This is a genomic window from Pseudaquabacterium rugosum (genome assembly GCF_038066575.1).
Classification (GTDB): domain Bacteria; phylum Pseudomonadota; class Gammaproteobacteria; order Burkholderiales; family Burkholderiaceae_C; genus Pseudaquabacterium; species Pseudaquabacterium rugosum.
Map to the genome: position 1 here is coordinate 182,684 of NZ_JBBUTF010000014.1, position 16,695 is coordinate 199,378.

Consider the following 16,695-nt stretch of genomic DNA (forward strand, 5'->3'; position numbering starts at 1 on the left):
AGCCCTCGGGCGCGCGCGTTCCGCCGGCCGGCGGCGTCTGGCGTCAGCCCGGGAAGTTCTCGGGGATCTTGGCCTTCGAGCGCGCCTCGCTCGAGGCGATGACGTTGCGCCGCACCAGATCGACGAGGTTCTGGTCCAGCGTCTGCATGCCCAGGTTCTGGCCGGTCTGGATGGCCGAGTACATCTGGGCGATCTTGTTCTCGCGGATCAGGTTGCGGATGGCCGGCGTGCCGATCATGATCTCGTGCGCCGCGACCCGGCCCGAGCCGTCCTTGAGCTTGCACAGCGTCTGCGAGATCACCGCCACCAGCGACTCCGACAGCATGGTGCGCACCATCTCCTTCTCGCTGGCGGGGAAGACGTCGACCACGCGGTCGATGGTCTTGGCCGCGCTCGAGGTGTGCAGCGTGCCGAACACCAGGTGGCCGGTCTCGGCGGCGGTCAGCGCCAGGCGGATGGTCTCCAGGTCGCGCAGCTCGCCCACCAGGATCACGTCCGGGTCCTCGCGCAGCGCCGAGCGCAGCGCGTTCGAGAAGCTCATCGTGTGCGGGCCGACCTCGCGCTGGTTGATCAGCGACTTCTTGCTCTCGTGCACGAACTCGATCGGGTCCTCGACGGTGAGGATGTGGCCGTAGTCGTTCTCGTTGCGGTGGTTGACCATCGCCGCCAGCGTCGTGCTCTTGCCCGAGCCGGTCGGGCCGGTCACCAGCACCAGGCCGCGCGGGCGCATCGACAGGTCGCCGAAGATCTTGGGCGCGTTCAGCTGCTCCAGCGTCAGGATCTTGCTGGGAATGGTCCGGAACACGGCGCCCGCGCCGCGGTTCTGGTTGAAGGCGTTGACCCGGAAGCGCGCCAGGCCCTGGATCTCGAACGAGAAGTCGCACTCCAGCGTGTCCTCGTAGGCCTTGCGCTGGCTGTCGTTCATGATGTCGTAGACCATGTCGTGCACCGCCTTGTGGGGCAGTGGGTCCACGTTGATGCGGCGCACGTCCCCATTGACGCGGATCATCGGCGGCAGTCCGGCCGAGAGGTGCAGGTCGGAGGCCTTGTTCTTGACCGAGAAGGCCAGCAGCTGGGTGATGTCCATGTACGGCGTTGTACGGCGTTGTACGGCGAAAGTGTGCAGGCGCAGCGTGCGGTCCAGGGGGCGGCCATGGAGGGCGCGCGCGAGCGGATCGGGGGAGGGCGAGCCGGGCGTCGCCGCGCAGGCGGCGGCCGCTGCAAGGCGGGGTGTGACCGGCCCGGTGACCACGATGCCACAGGGCATCGGGTAGGCTTGCGGGGATTATGACCAGCGTCGCCCATCAACTGCAGCAGACCCTGACCCGACTTGAGGAGGCCCGCACACGGGCCGGACGCCCCCCGGGTGCGGTGGCCCTGCTGGCCGTCAGCAAGACTTTTCCGGCCGAGGCGGTGCGCGAGGCCCATGCCGCCGGCCAGTGCGCCTTCGGCGAGAACTACGTGCAGGAGGCGCTGGACAAGATCGCCGCCCTGGCCGATCTGCGGGCGCAGCTGCAGTGGCACCTGATCGGTCCGCTGCAGAGCAACAAGACCCGGCCGGTGGCGGCCGCCTTCGACTGGATCCACACGGTGGACCGCCTGAAGATCGCCCAGCGCCTGGCCGAGCAGCGGCCTGATGGCCTGCCGCCGCTGCAGCTGTGCCTGCAGGTCAACATCAGCGGCGAGGACAGCAAGAGCGGCGTCGCACCGCAGGATGTGGCTGCACTGGCCTGTGCGGTGGCCGCGCTGCCGGCCGACCGCGTGCGCCTGCGCGGCCTGATGAGCATTCCCGAACCGGTCGAGGGCCTGGCCGCCCAGCGCGAGCCGCACCGCCGGCTGCACGAGCTGCTGGCCGTCGTCAACGCGGCGCTGGCGCCCGGCGGCCAGCGGCTCGACACCCTGAGCATGGGCATGAGCGCCGACCTGGAGGCCGCCGTGCTCGAAGGGGCGACCTGGGTGCGCGCCGGCACGGCGGTCTTCGGCGGTCGTGCCCGGTCGCCGGTCGCCGGGGCGTCGGTCGCCGGGGCGGCCACCGGCGCCTGAGGCCGCGCGCTCAGCGCACCCGGTGCTGCAGCTTGAGCAGGGCGACCACGACGCTCAGGCCCAGCAGCACGGCGCCGTGCAGGTCCAGGCCGCCGCTTTCGCCGGGGGCCGTGCGCGACCCCTCGCTCACGGCGCGGCTGGCCTGATGGGCCAGATCCGGCAGCGCGGCGCCCAGCGGCGAGTCCCACCAGGATTGCAGCGAGTGCCAGCCCAGGTGCCAGTCGATCAGGCCCGGGGGCGCCGCGGCCACCGAGGTCGCGCCCAGGGTGCCGAGCAAGGCCGTGGTCAGCAGCAGGCGGCGGCCACGTCGGCGTGGCGGCGCAGAGGATTGCGGATCACGGCGGGACACGTCATTCGTCATCTGGACACCTCCTCGGGTCGGACACGCACCGGCGGTGCGCAAGGACGGGGCCGATGAACCTGTGTGGTGCGGACCAGCCCTGGGTTCAGGGTCTGTCCGGAGTGTCGACCTCGTTGGACCGTGTCAAGCAATCGCCATGCCGCGGCGGCTGCCGGAGGCGCGCCGCCGACCGGGCTCAGACCGGAATGCGCGCGCTGCTCTTGACCTCTTCCATCACCGCGTAGGTGCGTGTCTCGCGCACGCCGGGCAGGCTCCAGATCACGTCGCCGATGAAGCTGCGGTAGGCCGTCATGTCGGCCACCCGGGTCTTGAGCAGGTAGTCGAAGCCGCCGGCCACCAGGTGGCATTCGAGGATCTCGTCGTGCACCTGGACGGCGGCGCGGAAGGTGTCCATCACGTCCTGCACGGTGCGGTCGAGCAGCACCTCGACGAAGACCAGCAGCCCGGCGCCCAGCAGCACCGGGTTGAGCCGCGCCTCGTAGCCGAGGATGTAGCCCTCGCGCGTCAGGCGGCGCACGCGTTCGAGCACCGCCGTGGGCGACAGGTGCACCGCCTCGGCCAGCTTCAGGTTGCTGATGCGCCCGTCGGCCTGCAGCGAGGCCAGGATGCGGCGGTCGATGCGGTCGAGCGGGCGCGGGGCATCGGGATCGACAGTCGGTTCAGCGGGCATCGCGGCGGCCGGGGCGGGTCAGGACGCCGCGATTCTCGCGCCCGTGCCGCTCAGGGGTAGAGGCCGCGTTCCTGGCGTGCGGTCAGGATGCGCTCGCAGGCCACGGCGAAGGTGGCGGTGCGCAGCGTGATGCGGTGCTGGTCGGCCACCTCCCAGATGCGGCGCAGCGCGCCGACCATGATCTTGTCCAGGCGGGCGTTGATCTCGTCCTCGGTCCAGAAGAAGCTGGAGAAGTCCTGCACCCACTCGAAGTAGCTGACGGTCACGCCGCCGGCGTTGCAGATCACGTCGGGCACCACCAGCACGCCGCGGTCGGCCAGCACGTCGTCGGCGGCCGAGCCGGTCGGGCCGTTGGCGCCTTCGAGCACCAGCTTCGCGTGCAGGCGTTCGGCGCGGGCGGCGGTGATCTGGTTCTCGAGCGCGGCCGGGATCAGGATCTCGCAGGCGGTGTCCCAGAAGGCCTCGTCGGGGATGACCTCGGCGCCGTGCGTGCCCGCGCCGTCGGCGGCATAGCCGGCCACGCCGCCGTGCTGGCGCACCCACGGGATCAGCGTGGCCAGGTCCAGCCCGTTCGGGTGGGCCACGGTGCCGCTGTGGTCCTGCACGGCGACGATCTTCGCGCCGGCCTGGCCGAACAGCTCGGCCGCCGACGAGCCGACGTTGCCGAAGCCCTGCACCGCCACGCGGGCGCCGTCGAGCTCCAGCCCGATGCGGCGGGCCGCCTCGCGCCCGGTGACGAACACGCCGCGGCCGGTGGCCTTGACGCGGCCCAGCGAGCCGCCCAGGTGCACCGGCTTGCCGGTGACCACGCCGGTGGCGGTGGCGCCGGTGTTCATCGAGTACGTGTCCATCATCCAGGCCATGATCTGGCCGTTGGTGTTCACGTCGGGCGCCGGGATGTCCTGGTGCGGGCCGATGATCAGACCGATCTCGCTGGTGTAGCGGCGGGTCAGCTTCTCCAGCTCCTTCTGGCTGAGGTGCTTGGGATCGACGCGGATGCCGCCCTTGGCACCGCCGTAGGGCAGGTTGACGGCCGCGTTCTTGATGCTCATCCAGGCCGACAGCGCCATCACCTCTTCCAGCGTGACGTCCGGGTGGTAGCGCACGCCGCCCTTGCCCGGGCCGCGCGTCAGGCTGTGCTGCACGCGGTAGCCCTCGTAGTGGGCGATGGTGCCGTTGTCCAGCTCGATCGGGATGTCGACGATCAGCGCCCGCTTCGGGCGGCGCAGGGTCTCGGCCCAGCGGGCCAGATCACCGAGGTAGGGCAGCACGCGCTCGACCTGGGACAGATAGGTGCCCCAGGGGCTGTCGGAAGCGGGGTGGACGTAGGACAGGCTCATGATGGTGGGTCTCCTGTGACGGCGTGGGGCCGCGGCGGGGTGCCGCCGGATACCCCTGCGCCGGCTCATGTCGTCCGGCGGGTCGCCGGGCGTGGGCGCACTGTAGGCAGACGCAGGACGGCGCAGGATCAATCATGCAAACGATGCATGACCTTTGGCGCGGCACGCATCGATCTGGTGCATGACTCCATGCGGCGGCGGCATGGCCGCGTGTCTGCGGGGTTGGCGACGCGGGGCCGATGGGGGCCGGCCGCCGTCGCGCAAGGGGCCGCTGGCCCGCTGGCTACACTGCCGCGCATGAGCTCCACCCCCACATCCTCTTCGACCGCCGACACCCGCACCATCGCGTTCATCGGTGGCGGCAACATGGCCAGCGCCCTGATCGGCGGGCTGCTGCGGGCCGGTCTGGCGCCGTCCCAGCTGATCGTGGTCGATCCGGGCGCCGAGCAGCGCGCACGGCTCGTGGCCGACTTCGGCGTGCGCACCCTGGCCGCGGCCGATGCCACGCTGGCCGAGGCCGCGCTGGTGGTGTGGGCGGTCAAGCCGCAGCTGTTCAAGGAGGCGGCGGCCCCGGTGGCGCCGCACGCGGCCGGCGCGCTGCACCTGAGCGTGATGGCCGGTCTGCGCTGTGACGGCATCGCCGCCGCGCTCGGCCTGGCGCCGGCGGCCGCGCGCATCGTGCGCAGCATGCCCAACACGCCGGCGCTGATCGGTCGCGGCATCGCCGGCCTGCATGCGCTGCCGGCCGTCAGCGCCGACGAGCGGACCTGGATCGAGGCCGTGCTGGCACCCACCGGCCAGACGCTGTGGGTCGAGCAGGAAAGCCAGCTCGATGCCGTCACCGCGCTGTCGGGCTCCGGCCCGGCCTACGTCTTCTATCTGGTCGAGGCCATGATGGCCGGCGCCCAGGCGCTGGGCCTGAGCGCCGAGCAGGGCAAGCGCCTGGCGCTGGCCACCTTCGACGGTGCCGCCGCGCTGGCCGCGCAGAGCCCCGAGAGCCCGGCCACCCTGCGCGAGCGCGTCACCAGCAAGGGCGGCACCACCTACGCCGCGCTGCAGTCGCTGGCCGCCGACCAGGTCGATGCCGCGATGGTGCGCGCGCTGCAGGCCGCCGCGCGGCGGGCGGCCGAGCTGGGCGACGAGTTCGGCCGCTGAGCCGGCCGCCGCCGCCGCTGGCGGGCGATGCGGACCGCCGACGTCGACCGTCGAGGGCGGCGCGTCGCGGCCTCATCGCGCTGCGGCGCCGCGGGCCGGCGCCACCTGAGCGGCCGCAACCGGCCCCGCCCAGCCCTGCTCAGCTGCGCTCAGCGCAGCGCCAGATCCACCACCGTGCCGGCGAACACCGCCGCGCCCAGCCAGTGGTTCAGGCGGAAGGCCTTGAAGCAGCCCTCGCGGCTGCGGTCGCGGATCAGCGTCCAGTGCCACAGCGCCTGGGCGGCGCCCACCGCGATGCCGGCCTGGTACCACCGGCCCATGCCCAGCGCATGGCCCAGCGCCGACCAGCTGGCCAGGAACAGCGCGTAGAAGGCCATCACCCCGGCGACATCGAAGCGGCCCAGCGTGATGGCCGAGGTCTTGATGCCGACCTTCAGGTCGTCGTCGCGGTCGACCATCGCGTACTCGGTGTCGTAGGCCAGCACCCAGCACAGATTGCCCAGCAGCAGCCACCAGGCCGCCGCCGGCACCGAGGCCGCCACGCCGGCCACCGACGCATCGCGCCCGCCCAGCACGGCCGAGAAGGCCATCGGAATGCCGAAGCTGAAGGCCACGCCCAGCACCGCCTGCGGCATGTTGAGCACCCGCTTGGCCCAGGGATAGGCGATGGCCACCGCCAGCGCCGGGAAGGACAGCGCGATGGTCGGCGGATTGGTCGTCAGCACCAGGGCGAAGGCGAGCAGCGCCAGCACCGCGCCCAGCAGCAGCGCCTCCTTGACGCTGACCGCGCCCGAGGTCACCGGGCGCTGGGCGGTGCGCTTGACGTGGCGGTCGAAGTCGCGGTCGGCCACGTCGTTGACGCAGCAGCCGGCCGAGCGCATCAGGATGGTGCCGGCCGTGAACACCGCCAGCAGGTGCCAGCCGGGAAAGCCGTCGGCGGCCATCCACAGCGCGGCCAGCGTCGGCCACAGCAGCAGCAGCCAGCCGGCCGGCCGGTCCCAGCGGATCAGGTTCAGGTACAGCGCGAGGCGGCCGGGAGCGGACGGCGGGGCCGGCGGCGAAGAGGGCGTGCGGGCGGACATCGACATGGCCGGCCGATGGTAGCGGCTGGATCCGGTGCCGCCCCTTGCGGTCCGGTGCGGTCCGGCTGCGGTCGGTCTGCGCGCAGCCGGCACCCGACCGCCGTGCGCCCGGGCATCCCCTGCGGCATCCGGTGCCCGCCTGCGATCCGGCACCCACAATCGCCGCATGACGACGCCGCCCACCCATCCCCTGCTGGACCTGAGCCCCGAGGTTGCCGCCGCGCTGGCCGAGGGCCGGCCCGTGGTCGCCCTCGAATCGACCATCATCAGCCACGGCATGCCCTGGCCGCAGAACGCCCAGACCGCGCTGGCCGTGCAGCGCCGGGTGCGCGAGCACGGCGCGGTGCCGGCGACCATCGCCGTGCTCGGCGGCCGCTTCAAGGCCGGGCTGTCGGACGACGAGATCGAGCGCCTGGCGCGCATCGGCCCGGCCGCGGTCAAGGCCAGCCGGCGCGATCTGGCGCTGCTGGCCGCCCGCCGCGGCGACGGTGCCACCACCGTGGCGGCGACGATGATCATCGCCGCGCTGGCCGGCATCCGCGTCTTCGCCACCGGCGGCATCGGCGGCGTGCACCGCGGCGCTGCCAGCACGATGGACATCTCGGCCGATCTGCAGGAGCTGGCCCGCACGCCGGTGGCCGTGGTGTGCGCCGGCATCAAGAGCATCCTCGACCTGGGCCTGACCCGCGAGTACCTGGAGACCCACGGCGTGCCGCTGCTGGGCTGGCAGTGCGACGCGCTGCCGGCCTTCTACAGCCGCGACAGCGGCCACCCGGTCGACGCCCGCCTGGCCGATGCCGCCGAGGCCGCGGCCGTCATGCACGCGCATTGGCTGATCGGGCCACCGGACGGCGCGCACGGGTGGGGGCCGCGGCCGGCGGCGGTGGCGCGGCTGGCCACGCGTGCCGCAGGCGCTGCGGATGCCGTGGGTGCCATGGGCTCTGTGGGTGCTGCGGATGCCGTGAATGCCGTGAATGCCGTGGGCGCGGCGGCCTTCGGCCCTGCTCCTGGCGGCGGGCTGGTCATCGCCAACCCGATTCCGCTCGAACACGCGCTGCCGCGCGAGCGGGTCGATGGCGCCATCGACCAGGCCCTGGCCGAGGCCGACGCGCAGGGCATCCACGGCAAGGCCAGCACGCCCTTCCTGCTGGCCCGGGTGGCCGAACTGACCGGCGGCGTCAGCCTGGCGGCCAACATCCAGCTGGTGCTGGACAACGCCCGCGTGGCCGCCGGCATCGCCGTGGCCTACCAGCAGCGGCTGCAGGCGGCCACGGGTGGTGACTGAGGCGGCGGCTGAGGCGGCGGATGACGCGGCGGATGACGCGGCGACTGAGCGGGCCGGCGCATCCGGCCCCGCCCGGCAGGCGCCGTGACGCGTGTGCCGAGCCGACGCGCGCTTCAGCCGCGCGGGGCCTCGCTGCGCCGCCCGTACGGGCAGTGCCCCGGCTTCGGCCCGATCTGCGGATGCTTGCGGCAGGTGTCCGGCCGCTCGGCATAGACGCTGCAGCGCCGGGTGTGGCGGTCCAGATAGTGGCAGTCGCCACTGGCGCGCCGCGGCAGCGTGAACAGCCCGAAGCGCGCGTGGTAGCGCGCGACCACGCCCATCTTGATCAGCCGCCGGGCGATCAGCCGCTCTTCCTCGTGCTCGACCTCGAAGGGGTCGACCAGCCCCAGCCGCAGCAGATCGGCCATGCGCACCTCGACCGGCATCGTGCAGCAGTTGGCCTGGCAGCTGTCGCACAGACCGGCACGCCAGCGCGTCCAGGTCTCCGGGCGTTCGACGTCGACGATGTGGATGGGCGAGCGCATGGACAGCGGCGGGAAGTACGGTGGGTGGCCGATTGTCGGTGCGAGGAGGGCGGACTTCTGCTGGGTATGGCTGGAAGGGAACAGGCCAGTTCAGCAGGCCCTCGGCGCGCAGGGCAGCCACGGCGAAATAGCCGTTGTTCGTGCTGCGGCCGACGAAAGCCGGCTTGAACGCGCTGGCGCCCAGCGGCTTGTCGCTGTCGGTCTGGCCTGCGCAGCGGCGCAGGGCGGAGATCGGCACGGCCTCTCGGCTGAAGTAGCCGCCGCCGTCATTGCCCGTCAAGGCGATGAAGGGTTCGGTGCGCTCGGCGTCGATCAGGACGGCGTAGCTGATCGTGCCCGTGGAATTGGCGCCGAGCTTCGCGGCGGTGGCCTGGCGGACCAGGTGAAAGGTGGTGGTCGAGGTCATGTGTGGCGTCCTCTCGGTGCATCGGGTGCCCGGAAAGCAAAACGCCCATGGCGGTCAGGCCATGGGCGTTCGTGTAGGAGGGAGGCCGGCGCTCAGGCCGGCGGGCGGGCCGATGTCAGCGACGGACGCGCACGTGGACGTTGACGTCCAGCTGGGAGGGGAAGGTGAACGAGGAGGTGCGGGTCAGGCTGGACAGGGTGGATGCGATGGTCATGGGTGCTCCGTGGTCGGGGTGGATGTGCGGTGCCGCTGGGCTGCGACCACGGGAATGACATGTCGTTGACGTATGGGGCTGTTTCGGCTTGGGTATGCCGACTTCAGCGCGCCCACTGAGCAAACCGTCACGCATCTGCGACACGCCGCCACTGCTAGTGCATGGCGCAGAATCTCGCTAAGTGATTGATACGTAAGGAATTGGCCGACAGATCCCCCTCAGTTGACTGGATCGGCAAAGTCCCTGAGCCTTGAAAAGGGTCGCGGCTGTGCCGATAATGCTCTCAGCTCATCTACCATGTGTAGAAGGAGTTACGACGCCGCTCCCTGAGCGGCGTCAGCCTTTGTGGCGTACGCGCGCTATGCGCTGGCCGCGATGTAGGCGTCGTACTGGGCGCGGAGCTTACGCTTGCGGTGCTCCTGATCCACCACGAAGGCGGTCCACGGAAGGATGTAGGACTGCCGCCGGGCAAGGATGATCACGTAGTCCTCGGCTTCCAGCCAGATCGTGATGCGCGTCTCGCCCTTGACCTCAGTTTCCCAGACCTTCACGCCGGTCTCCTCGCTGTTGTCGATGCCAGGGCGGGGCCAGCGGATGCGCTCACAGCGCTTGAGATCGATGGTTCTGTCGTCCTCCACCTTGCCTTCAGAGACCATGTGCCAGTAGGTGGCCTCTTTGCCTTTGCTTAGAGGGAACCGCTTGAGCCCGAGCTTCACGCCGCGGAAGGTGGGCTTGGAGTGGACGAAGTCATTGCAGAAATGGTCGTACAACTCGGCCTCGTAGCTCTCCCACGAGCCGCCGTGGTCGGCAAGTCTGATCAACGCTGGAAGCCACGCGAAATGGTCGCTCACTGCGCACCCCCTTGCGGCTGCCAGCGAAACACGTTCAGCTTCTGCTCGCGTAGCAGGGTCGATTTCGTCAAGGAGTAGTGTGTTCTGGCACGTAGCCTGTCTAGCACGGCCAGCTTGCCTGCATTGCCGCCGAGTCCGCGGTTGACGTACGACACGGCACCGATCAGTAGGTCGGCCAGTTGCAAGAGCTCCAACTCGTGCGACCGCACCTGTTGAACCCTTTCGACGACATCCCGGTTGAAGTCGTAGAGGTTGTTGCACAGCACCTCGTGCAGCTTCCGCACCTTGGCGGTTCCCCGCGTGTCTTTGATGTCGATGTAGATGCGATAGCGGTCCTCAGGGGTCAGCAGCACCTTCAACATCTCGAAGTACATCTTGTAGTACCAGACATCGTGGTTCTGGCCGGGAAAAGCTTGGTGGTTGAGGCGGCTCTTGTCGGGGACGACTAGCGCTCGGAAGTGCAGATCGTCGTCGTCGAGAAAGTAGTCGACCAAGTCGATGTAAAGCTGCTGCTTCGACGCAGACACCTTGGTCCACTTCACCTCGAACGTGGGCGCCATCCCGTGGCGGCTCTTGATCTCCCGTAGCCGGACAGACGCCTCGCGTGACCTTTCGATCGGACACCACACAGCCCCCAAGACCATGGCCGACTGGCCATCGTGTTCGAGGTGGCAAGACTCATCGCAGTAGATGTTGTACGTGCTTGTCATTTGTTAGGCTTCATCAGCACTGGCTCGCCTTTGGCGAGGCGCAGGAGAATGCTTCTGAGCCGGTCGCTATCGGCATCGAAGTGCGCTCGCCGGTGGTCTGTCGCGCATAGGGCAACTACGTTCGTCAACGCGTCTGCCCCGCCCTCTCCGAGCGGGATGACGTGGTGAGTTTCCAAGTAGACCTTCCCTGCTGCCGTCACGAAGCCGGGGCTGGCGCAAAGCTGGCATAGGCCGCCGGCGCGCGCCAACGCGGCGGCGCGAACGTCAGGGCTTCGCAGGAAGGTACTGCCTGTCGTCTCGCGGCGCTCAGGCAGCGCCACGAGTGCGGCGTCGAACTGGTCGACATACCTTGCTTCTTCGGGGCTGGCTTCAGCGGCAACGGGCTGGGCGTGGGCAGGGGCGAGTGGCCGCGGTGGCTCAGAGGACTGTGCTGCGATCGGTGTCGGCGGTGTCGAGGTGGTAGTACCCAGGTCGCTGGGATCCGCGTCTCGGGGGGCACTTGCGACAACACCCCTGCGCAGGATCGCTGCGCCTGAGGTCCAGTCGTAGCTCTCGATGGTCCATGGCAACAGGTCCAGCATGCGCCGCTTCACCTCAGAGGCCTTTTCATCGCCGGCGGCGGCGTCGCGCATGTTGCCTTCGCAGACGATCACGCGAACCGGCAGCTTCTTCCGATCAGCAAGTTGGATGGCGCGATCCATCTTCAAGGCCCGCTTCTCCCAAATTGGCTTGGGCTTCTTGTCTCGCCAAGGCTCGTCTTGGGCGCGCGCGATTTCATGGGCGTGCGCCCGCATGTTCAGCTCGCAGATGACATCGTCGCCGCGCGGCTTGAAGCTGGCATGCCAAAGGTTCAGGACGACGATGCGGTCATCTTGGGTGAAGCTCCACTCATAGCAGTACTTCGGGTTCGCTGCGGGTGCTGTCGCGCCCTTCTTGTAGTTGGCCCAGTCCGAGACATCGGCGTGGATCTCGTCTCTAAGGATCTCGTAGACGATCTCGCGCCTGCTCGGCATGAGCGACGCGATGGTCTGCTGCGCCAGCCCCTGTCCGCTGGTCATGACAGTGCCAGCGCCGCTGGGGGCGCATCAGCTGTTGCCCCATGCCGCTGCACGATGTCATGCACCTGCGCCGGCTCGAACGCCACATCCCAGCACCACGTGCCGAAGCCGCCCTTGGCGTTGACGGCGTCAACCCACAGCTTCAACGCATCGCGCTTGGCGACGTTCTGCGGTGAGTCTTCGCCCTTGATTTCCAGCACCAGCGTCTTGCCGTTGGCCAGGCGCACGATGAAGTCGGGCAGGAAGCGGCGGCGTGATCCGCCCCACAGGTAGAAGATCTGGAAGCCCAGGTGGTCGTTTTTGGCGTAGGCCGACACCAGATCGCTGCTGTCGAAGATGTTGGCCGCGTAGATCTCCCACGAGCTGTCGCCCACCACGTGGCTGATCTGTGACCGCTTCGTCGGCTGGTTCCCCTTGGTCGTGTACCAGGTGCGCATGGCGCGGGTCGATCCGATCGGCTGCTCGGGGTCGAACACGGGCTCGATGCTGGCGACGTTCTGCTGCTCCACGTGCTTGACCAGGTGCTGCACGACAAGGTCGGCGTTCAGCGCGATCAGGATGCGGCGGCGCAGGCCGTCGCTGTGGAACAGGCTCGGGATGTCCAGCTTGTTCGCGGCCGGGCTGATGAACTGCTCGACAAGGCGGATCAGCTGGAAGACCAGGTACTCGCGGTTGCCCTTGAAGCGCCCGCTCATCTGGTCGAAGGCCTTGCGCGCGGCCTGGAAGATGATGCGCTGCGCGCGGAAGTCCTCGGGCAGTTTCTCCAGGTCGATGCTCGTCGTCTTGCCCAGGTCGGTCGCACCGCCCACGGCCGGCGCCAGCTCGGCGCTGATGGGGGTGGCGGCCGGGTCCAGCCGCAGCGCCGGCACCGTGCTCCAGGCTACGGCCAGCGTTGGCTTGACCACCACGTCCACGCGCAACAGGTTGGGCCAGCGCACCTCCAGTTCGTTGCGTGAGGGCAGCGACTCGATCTGCGTGCTGGGCTTGGGCGGCGGCGGCGGCGGTCCGCCATCGTCACCATCGACGAACACCGACAGCGGTACGCCGAAGACGTTGACGTACTCGGGCACGAACAGGCCGTTCTCGTCGCGGTCATAGCCCACGCGGCGCAGACCACGGCCGATCACCTGCTCGCACAGCAACTGGCTGGTGAAGGCGCGCAGACCCATGATGTGGGTGACGTTCTTGGCGTCCCAGCCCTCGGACAGCATCGCCACCGAGATGACGCTCTGCAGCCCTTGGCCGGCCTGGCCTTGCTTGCCCACGCTGTCCACGATGGCGCGCAGCAGGTCTTCCTTGTCGAGCGTCAGCAGCCGTTCCTCGCGGTCCTTGGGCAGCTGGGCCGCCTTCACGATCTCGCGCAGGCGGTTGACGTACTCGGTCGCGCCCAGCAGGTAGTCCTTCACCGCCGCGTCGATCGGCGCGGCCTGGATCAAGGTCACCAACTGGTCATCCGGCTGCTGCGCGTCGAAGCGCTGGCGGGCCTCGGGCTTCAGGCTGATGTGCGCGGCCAGCACCTTCAGCTTGTCGCCATCCTTCTTCGCTTCATCGAGTTTTTCAGCGATGGCCTCTGGCAGCTGCAGCACCTTCAGCAGCGACGACAGCCGCGCCTTGAACACGCTTTCGCCCGTCGCCTTCTCGCCGATCTCGGCCTTCTCCAGCACCTTGGAATCGACCCGCAGCGTGCGCTCTGGCGCCTTCAGTTCGGTCCAGTGCGCATCGCCGTGGTTGAGGTAGTGCTCAATGCGCGCGGCCGTCTCCACGCGGTTGCAGACGGTCAGCATCACCGGCGGCGACGCGTGGCCGGCCGCGCGCCAGTCCAGCAGCGCGGCCCGCCAGTCGGCGCCCAGCAGGGTGTAGGCGTCCTGCACCAGCTTGGGCAGCGCCTCGTGCGGCTCGGCGCCGCGGCGGTTCAAGTCCTCCTGCACCTCGGGCTCGCGGTACAGGTGGTAGAGCTTGGATCGGTAGGTCTGGGCATTCGGCAGCGCGTCATCACGCACCACCACCCGCGGCGTCTTGACCAAGCCGGCTTCGATGGCGTCGTTCAGGCCGAAGTCGCTCACCACCCAGGTGAACAGGCCTTCTTCGGCGTTGGCCTTGCCGGTGGGCGCGAACGGGGTGGCCGACAGGTCGAAGCAGCGCTGGATGCGGCGAGTCTTGTGGATGCGGTCCTGCCCTTCGATCCAGCGCGTGGCCTCGTCCAGGTCGATGCCCAGTTCAGCGGCCTGCGCCTTGCTGATCTTGATGTCGGCCGGCTTGCGGTAAGCGTGGTGGGCCTCGTCGTTGATGACGACGATGTCCTTGAACTGCGCCAGCTTGCCCAGCACCCGCTTCGTGAAGACCTCGTCGGGCTCCTTGCCCTTCTTCACCACCGAGCGGTCGGGCTCCTTCAGCGGCATCAGCGTGTGCCAGTTCTCCACCAGGATCTCGGCCTGGTTGAGCTTGCTGCGCAGTGCATCCGACGGGCAGGTGGCGAACTCGTCGTAGGCGTTGCCCGGCTCACCCGGGTACAGCACCTTGAGCCGGCCCTTGACGGTGAGGCCCGGCGCCACGATGAAGACGGCGCGTGAGAAGTCCTTGTGGCGCTTCGGGTAGGTGACGGCGTTGAGCACCTGCCAGGTGATGAGCATGGCCATCACCGCGGTCTTGCCCGAGCCGGTGGCCATCTTGTTGCACACGCGCTCGAACGGGCCGCCGTCGCCCTGCAGGAACACGCCTTGCCGGTAGGAGGCAGCGGCCTCCACCCACCAGATCTGCGTCTCCACCGCCTCCAGCTGGCAGTAGTAGAAGGAATTGGTGCGCACGCCGGCCGTCTGGTCGCGCCAGTGTTCCAGCAGCTGGCGCGTCACCGCCGTCACGCCGGGGTAGTCGTCGGCACGCCAGGCGTCCACGCGGCTGCGGATCTCGTTGACCTGCTCCAGCACCTCCACGCGCCGCGTGTTGTTGCGGACGTCGTAGATCTCGTAGCTGGCCGGCCGGCGGCCCTCGATCAGCGCCAGCGTGCCGTCGTTCTGCTGCTGCCAGTGGCGCTGCGGGACGACGAAGGGCGAGTTGATGATGACGTTGCCGGGGCGCTTCATGCGGCCCCCTGCTGCGCAGCGGCCTTCGGCGGGCATAGCGCGCGCAACTCATCGAAGTCGCCGGCCGCCTTCGCGGCGATCTCGGCCCAGGCCAGGGCGAACGCCGGGCGCCGCAGGTTCGACACGATGCCGTCCTTCCACAGCACCCAGGTCTCCGCCCTGATGCGGCCCTGCTTGTGCAAGAACACCTGCTGGTTGCACAGGTCGAAGTAACGGTAGAAGGCCGGCAGGGCATCGGCCACCTGCTGCGCCGTCATGTCCGCGCCCAGCAGCGCGTCCAGCGGCAGATCCTTGGCGATGTCGCGGTATTCGTCCACCAGCCCGTCCTCAAAGCTGGTCACGCTCTGCATCTTCAGCAGCCTGAGCTGCCAGAACGCGGCCACCACACCAACACCCGCAACACCACTGCCGAAGCCGCCTATCAGGCTGGCCAGGTCCAGCCACTCCTTGCTGGGCGCCATCAGAGGGCCCCCTTCACCAGCGGCAGGATCTTCAGCGACTCGATGCCGCGGTCATCCACGATCTTGACCGCCGCCTTGGCGTGCTTGCCGGCTTCGAAGGGCAGCGACACGGTGCCGTGGAACTGGTCCAGCATCGACTCGTCCAGCTCAGCGCGGATCGTCTTCTTCAGCTTCTTCCAGCCTTCGTCCTTGCCGGCCATGGGGAAGAACACCTGATGCGGGAACAGGCTGCGGCCGTCGTAGTCGGTGTCCAGGCTCCACATGGCGATCTTGCCCTTGCCGCCCGAGATCAGTTCGCCCTTCACGGTGTCGAAGTAATCGAAGCCGTTGACCTCCACCTGCCACAGGCCATCGGCCGTCAGCGTCAGCGCCACGTCGGGCTGGCCCATCAGCCAGAAGCTCTGGTTGCTGCTGCGGGCCTTCTTCAGGTCCTCGGTCAGCAGGTCGGTGTTCATCTGCGCCTTCAGCGCGGTGATGCCCTTCAGCGCGTCGATGTCCTTGGCCGCTTCCGGATCGAAGGTGAAGGCGCAGAACACGATCATCTTCGGCCGCGGAAACAGCTCGCCGGCTTCGTTCAGCGCGTGCTCCACCTGGCGCTGCTCCAGCGCGCCATGCTCGGGGCCGAAGCTCACCACCACGCGCTCGCCCGTCTCGGCCAGCGTGCCGGTGGCGTGCAGGCAGGTGGTGCCGGCCATCACCTCTAGTTCGGCGAATTCCAGCTTCTGGCCGCCCTTGCCGCGGATGCCGGTCTTCAGCAACTCATCGCGCCACTGCTGCTGGCGGTTGCTCTCGCCGCTGCGCGCGATGCTGGTCTGGTAGGCCTGGTCTTCGGTGGGCGTGGCCGATGCACCGCCCTCGGCGGCCTCCAGGCTCAGCACCGTCGGGAAGGGCACGGCCTCGACCGTGAACGGGCCGGTGATTCGCAGCTTGGTCTTGCTCTTCTCTGGCTGGTCGTACAGGGTTTCGCTTTCGGCGCTTGCTGCGATGGCGCGGTCCATCTCCGCCTGCATGCGCTGGCAGGGCGATTGCATTAGCCCCCACCCCCGATGTGTGATACGAACGCGGCTCCCGAAAACGACCTGACACGATGGCATCCGACCTGACTGCTGCTGGCGACGAACTGATGCGGCGCTTCGAAGACCTGGACGATCCGCGCAAACCGAGCGGACGCTTCCAGTACCCGCTGCAGGAGTTGCTGCTGGCGGCGCTGTGCGCGATCTCCGCCGGGGCGGAGGACTGGGTCGATGTCAGCGAGTGGGGCGAGTTCAAGCTGGAGTGGTTGCGTCGCTTCCTGCCGTTCGAGCAGGGCATCGCCTCGCACGACACCTTCGGCCGGGTGTTCGCGATGCTGGACTCGGCGCGGTTCGAGGACTGTTTTCGAGGCTGGATGACCCAGCTGTGCCCGAACCTGGCGCAGCAGCACATCGCCATCGATGGCAAGACGCTGCGGGGCTC

The 16,695-nt window shown here is 69.1% G+C and carries 16 protein-coding genes; 4 read left to right on the plus strand and 12 right to left on the minus strand.

Annotation, left to right across the window (positions count from 1 at the left end; all coding sequences use genetic code 11):
* Window positions 1-43 precede the first annotated feature (43 nt).
* Complete coding sequence (locus tag AACH11_RS16145) at window positions 44-1,087, minus strand: type IV pilus twitching motility protein PilT (RefSeq protein WP_341375269.1); 1,044 nt, start codon at window positions 1,085-1,087, stop codon at window positions 44-46.
* 200 nt (window positions 1,088-1,287) lie between these two features.
* Here AACH11_RS16145 and AACH11_RS16150 point away from each other — a divergent pair, with 200 nt between their 5' ends.
* A complete protein-coding gene (locus AACH11_RS16150; RefSeq protein WP_341375270.1) occupies window positions 1,288-2,043 on the plus strand; it encodes a YggS family pyridoxal phosphate-dependent enzyme in 756 nt (251 codons plus the stop codon).
* A 10-nt stretch (window positions 2,044-2,053) separates the two neighbouring features.
* Here the strand turns inward: AACH11_RS16150 and AACH11_RS16155 are convergent, their stop codons facing one another.
* The 3 genes from AACH11_RS16155 to AACH11_RS16165 all read right to left on the minus strand — a co-directional run bounded on the left by AACH11_RS16155 (window position 2,054) and on the right by AACH11_RS16165 (window position 4,414).
* Window positions 2,054-2,404, minus strand: coding sequence for a hypothetical protein (locus AACH11_RS16155; protein WP_341375271.1), 351 nt, complete (start codon window positions 2,402-2,404; stop codon window positions 2,054-2,056).
* A 175-nt stretch (window positions 2,405-2,579) separates the two neighbouring features.
* Window positions 2,580-3,074, minus strand: coding sequence for an Lrp/AsnC ligand binding domain-containing protein (locus AACH11_RS16160; RefSeq protein WP_341375272.1), 495 nt, complete (start codon window positions 3,072-3,074; stop codon window positions 2,580-2,582).
* A gap of 50 nt (window positions 3,075-3,124) precedes the next feature.
* Window positions 3,125-4,414 carry a Glu/Leu/Phe/Val family dehydrogenase gene (locus AACH11_RS16165; protein WP_341375273.1) on the minus strand — a complete coding sequence of 430 codons (1,290 nt, stop codon included), beginning with the start codon at window positions 4,412-4,414 and terminating at the stop codon, window positions 3,125-3,127.
* A 297-nt stretch (window positions 4,415-4,711) separates the two neighbouring features.
* On the opposite strand from AACH11_RS16165, the gene proC reads away from it, so the two are divergent.
* The gene (proC, locus tag AACH11_RS16170; RefSeq protein WP_341375274.1) at window positions 4,712-5,569 is read left to right on the plus strand and encodes a pyrroline-5-carboxylate reductase; all 858 of its coding nucleotides are present in this window, start codon (window positions 4,712-4,714) and stop codon (window positions 5,567-5,569) included.
* A 149-nt stretch (window positions 5,570-5,718) separates the two neighbouring features.
* Here proC and ubiA read toward each other — a convergent pair whose 3' ends face one another.
* Window positions 5,719-6,657, minus strand: a complete 939-nt coding sequence (gene ubiA / locus AACH11_RS16175) for a 4-hydroxybenzoate octaprenyltransferase (protein ID WP_423228764.1) — start codon at window positions 6,655-6,657, stop codon at window positions 5,719-5,721.
* Between the two features lie 160 nt (window positions 6,658-6,817).
* On the opposite strand from ubiA, the gene AACH11_RS16180 reads away from it, so the two are divergent.
* A complete protein-coding gene (locus AACH11_RS16180; RefSeq protein ID WP_341375275.1) occupies window positions 6,818-7,936 on the plus strand; it encodes a pseudouridine-5'-phosphate glycosidase in 1,119 nt (372 codons plus the stop codon).
* Between the two features lie 113 nt (window positions 7,937-8,049).
* On the opposite strand, the gene AACH11_RS16185 is transcribed toward AACH11_RS16180, so the two are convergent.
* From AACH11_RS16185 to AACH11_RS16215, 7 genes are all read right to left on the minus strand, one after another.
* A complete protein-coding gene (locus AACH11_RS16185; RefSeq protein ID WP_341375276.1) occupies window positions 8,050-8,460 on the minus strand; it encodes a YkgJ family cysteine cluster protein in 411 nt (136 codons plus the stop codon).
* A gap of 979 nt (window positions 8,461-9,439) precedes the next feature.
* Window positions 9,440-9,931: a hypothetical protein gene (locus tag AACH11_RS16190; protein WP_341375277.1), complete on the minus strand. Its 492-nt coding sequence runs from the start codon at window positions 9,929-9,931 to the stop codon at window positions 9,440-9,442.
* Entirely contained in the window at window positions 9,928-10,641 is a 714-nt protein-coding gene (locus tag AACH11_RS16195) for a DUF3800 domain-containing protein (protein ID WP_341375278.1), read from the minus strand. The genes AACH11_RS16190 and AACH11_RS16195 overlap by 4 nt, the downstream gene beginning before the upstream one ends.
* The gene (locus AACH11_RS16200; protein WP_341375279.1) at window positions 10,638-11,699 is read right to left on the minus strand and encodes an HNH endonuclease signature motif containing protein; all 1,062 of its coding nucleotides are present in this window, start codon (window positions 11,697-11,699) and stop codon (window positions 10,638-10,640) included. The genes AACH11_RS16195 and AACH11_RS16200 overlap by 4 nt, the downstream gene beginning before the upstream one ends.
* Entirely contained in the window at window positions 11,696-14,779 is a 3,084-nt protein-coding gene (locus tag AACH11_RS16205) for a DEAD/DEAH box helicase family protein (RefSeq protein WP_341375280.1), read from the minus strand. Before AACH11_RS16205 ends, AACH11_RS16200 begins: the two co-directional genes overlap by 4 nt.
* Entirely contained in the window at window positions 14,776-15,240 is a 465-nt protein-coding gene (locus AACH11_RS16210) for a hypothetical protein (protein ID WP_341375281.1), read from the minus strand. The genes AACH11_RS16205 and AACH11_RS16210 overlap by 4 nt, the downstream gene beginning before the upstream one ends.
* Window positions 15,240-16,238, minus strand: coding sequence for a hypothetical protein (locus tag AACH11_RS16215; protein ID WP_341375282.1), 999 nt, complete (start codon window positions 16,236-16,238; stop codon window positions 15,240-15,242). Before AACH11_RS16215 ends, AACH11_RS16210 begins: the two co-directional genes overlap by 1 nt.
* Window positions 16,239-16,327: 89 nt before the next feature.
* Here AACH11_RS16215 and AACH11_RS16220 point away from each other — a divergent pair.
* Window positions 16,328-16,695: ISAs1 family transposase (locus AACH11_RS16220; protein WP_341375283.1), on the plus strand; the 368-nt coding region annotated here is incomplete at its 3' end.

Excerpts from the sequence above, each read along its gene's own strand:
- AACH11_RS16145 (WP_341375269.1), bottom strand. The coding sequence starts at position 1,087 with ATGGACATCACCCAGCTGCTGGCCTTCTCGGTCAAGAACAAGGCCTCC.
- AACH11_RS16150 (WP_341375270.1), top strand. The coding sequence starts at position 1,288 with ATGACCAGCGTCGCCCATCAACTGCAGCAGACCCTGACCCGACTTGAG.
- AACH11_RS16155 (WP_341375271.1), bottom strand. The coding sequence starts at position 2,404 with ATGACGAATGACGTGTCCCGCCGTGATCCGCAATCCTCTGCGCCGCCA.
- AACH11_RS16160 (WP_341375272.1), bottom strand. The coding sequence starts at position 3,074 with ATGCCCGCTGAACCGACTGTCGATCCCGATGCCCCGCGCCCGCTCGAC.
- AACH11_RS16165 (WP_341375273.1), bottom strand. The coding sequence starts at position 4,414 with ATGAGCCTGTCCTACGTCCACCCCGCTTCCGACAGCCCCTGGGGCACC.
- proC (WP_341375274.1), top strand. The coding sequence starts at position 4,712 with ATGAGCTCCACCCCCACATCCTCTTCGACCGCCGACACCCGCACCATC.
- ubiA (WP_423228764.1), bottom strand. The coding sequence starts at position 6,657 with ATGTCGATGTCCGCCCGCACGCCCTCTTCGCCGCCGGCCCCGCCGTCC.
- AACH11_RS16180 (WP_341375275.1), top strand. The coding sequence starts at position 6,818 with ATGACGACGCCGCCCACCCATCCCCTGCTGGACCTGAGCCCCGAGGTT.
- AACH11_RS16185 (WP_341375276.1), bottom strand. The coding sequence starts at position 8,460 with ATGCGCTCGCCCATCCACATCGTCGACGTCGAACGCCCGGAGACCTGG.
- AACH11_RS16195 (WP_341375278.1), bottom strand. The coding sequence starts at position 10,641 with ATGACAAGCACGTACAACATCTACTGCGATGAGTCTTGCCACCTCGAA.
- AACH11_RS16200 (WP_341375279.1), bottom strand. The coding sequence starts at position 11,699 with ATGACCAGCGGACAGGGGCTGGCGCAGCAGACCATCGCGTCGCTCATG.
- AACH11_RS16205 (WP_341375280.1), bottom strand. The coding sequence starts at position 14,779 with ATGAAGCGCCCCGGCAACGTCATCATCAACTCGCCCTTCGTCGTCCCG.
- AACH11_RS16210 (WP_341375281.1), bottom strand. The coding sequence starts at position 15,240 with ATGGCGCCCAGCAAGGAGTGGCTGGACCTGGCCAGCCTGATAGGCGGC.
- AACH11_RS16215 (WP_341375282.1), bottom strand. The coding sequence starts at position 16,238 with ATGGACCGCGCCATCGCAGCAAGCGCCGAAAGCGAAACCCTGTACGAC.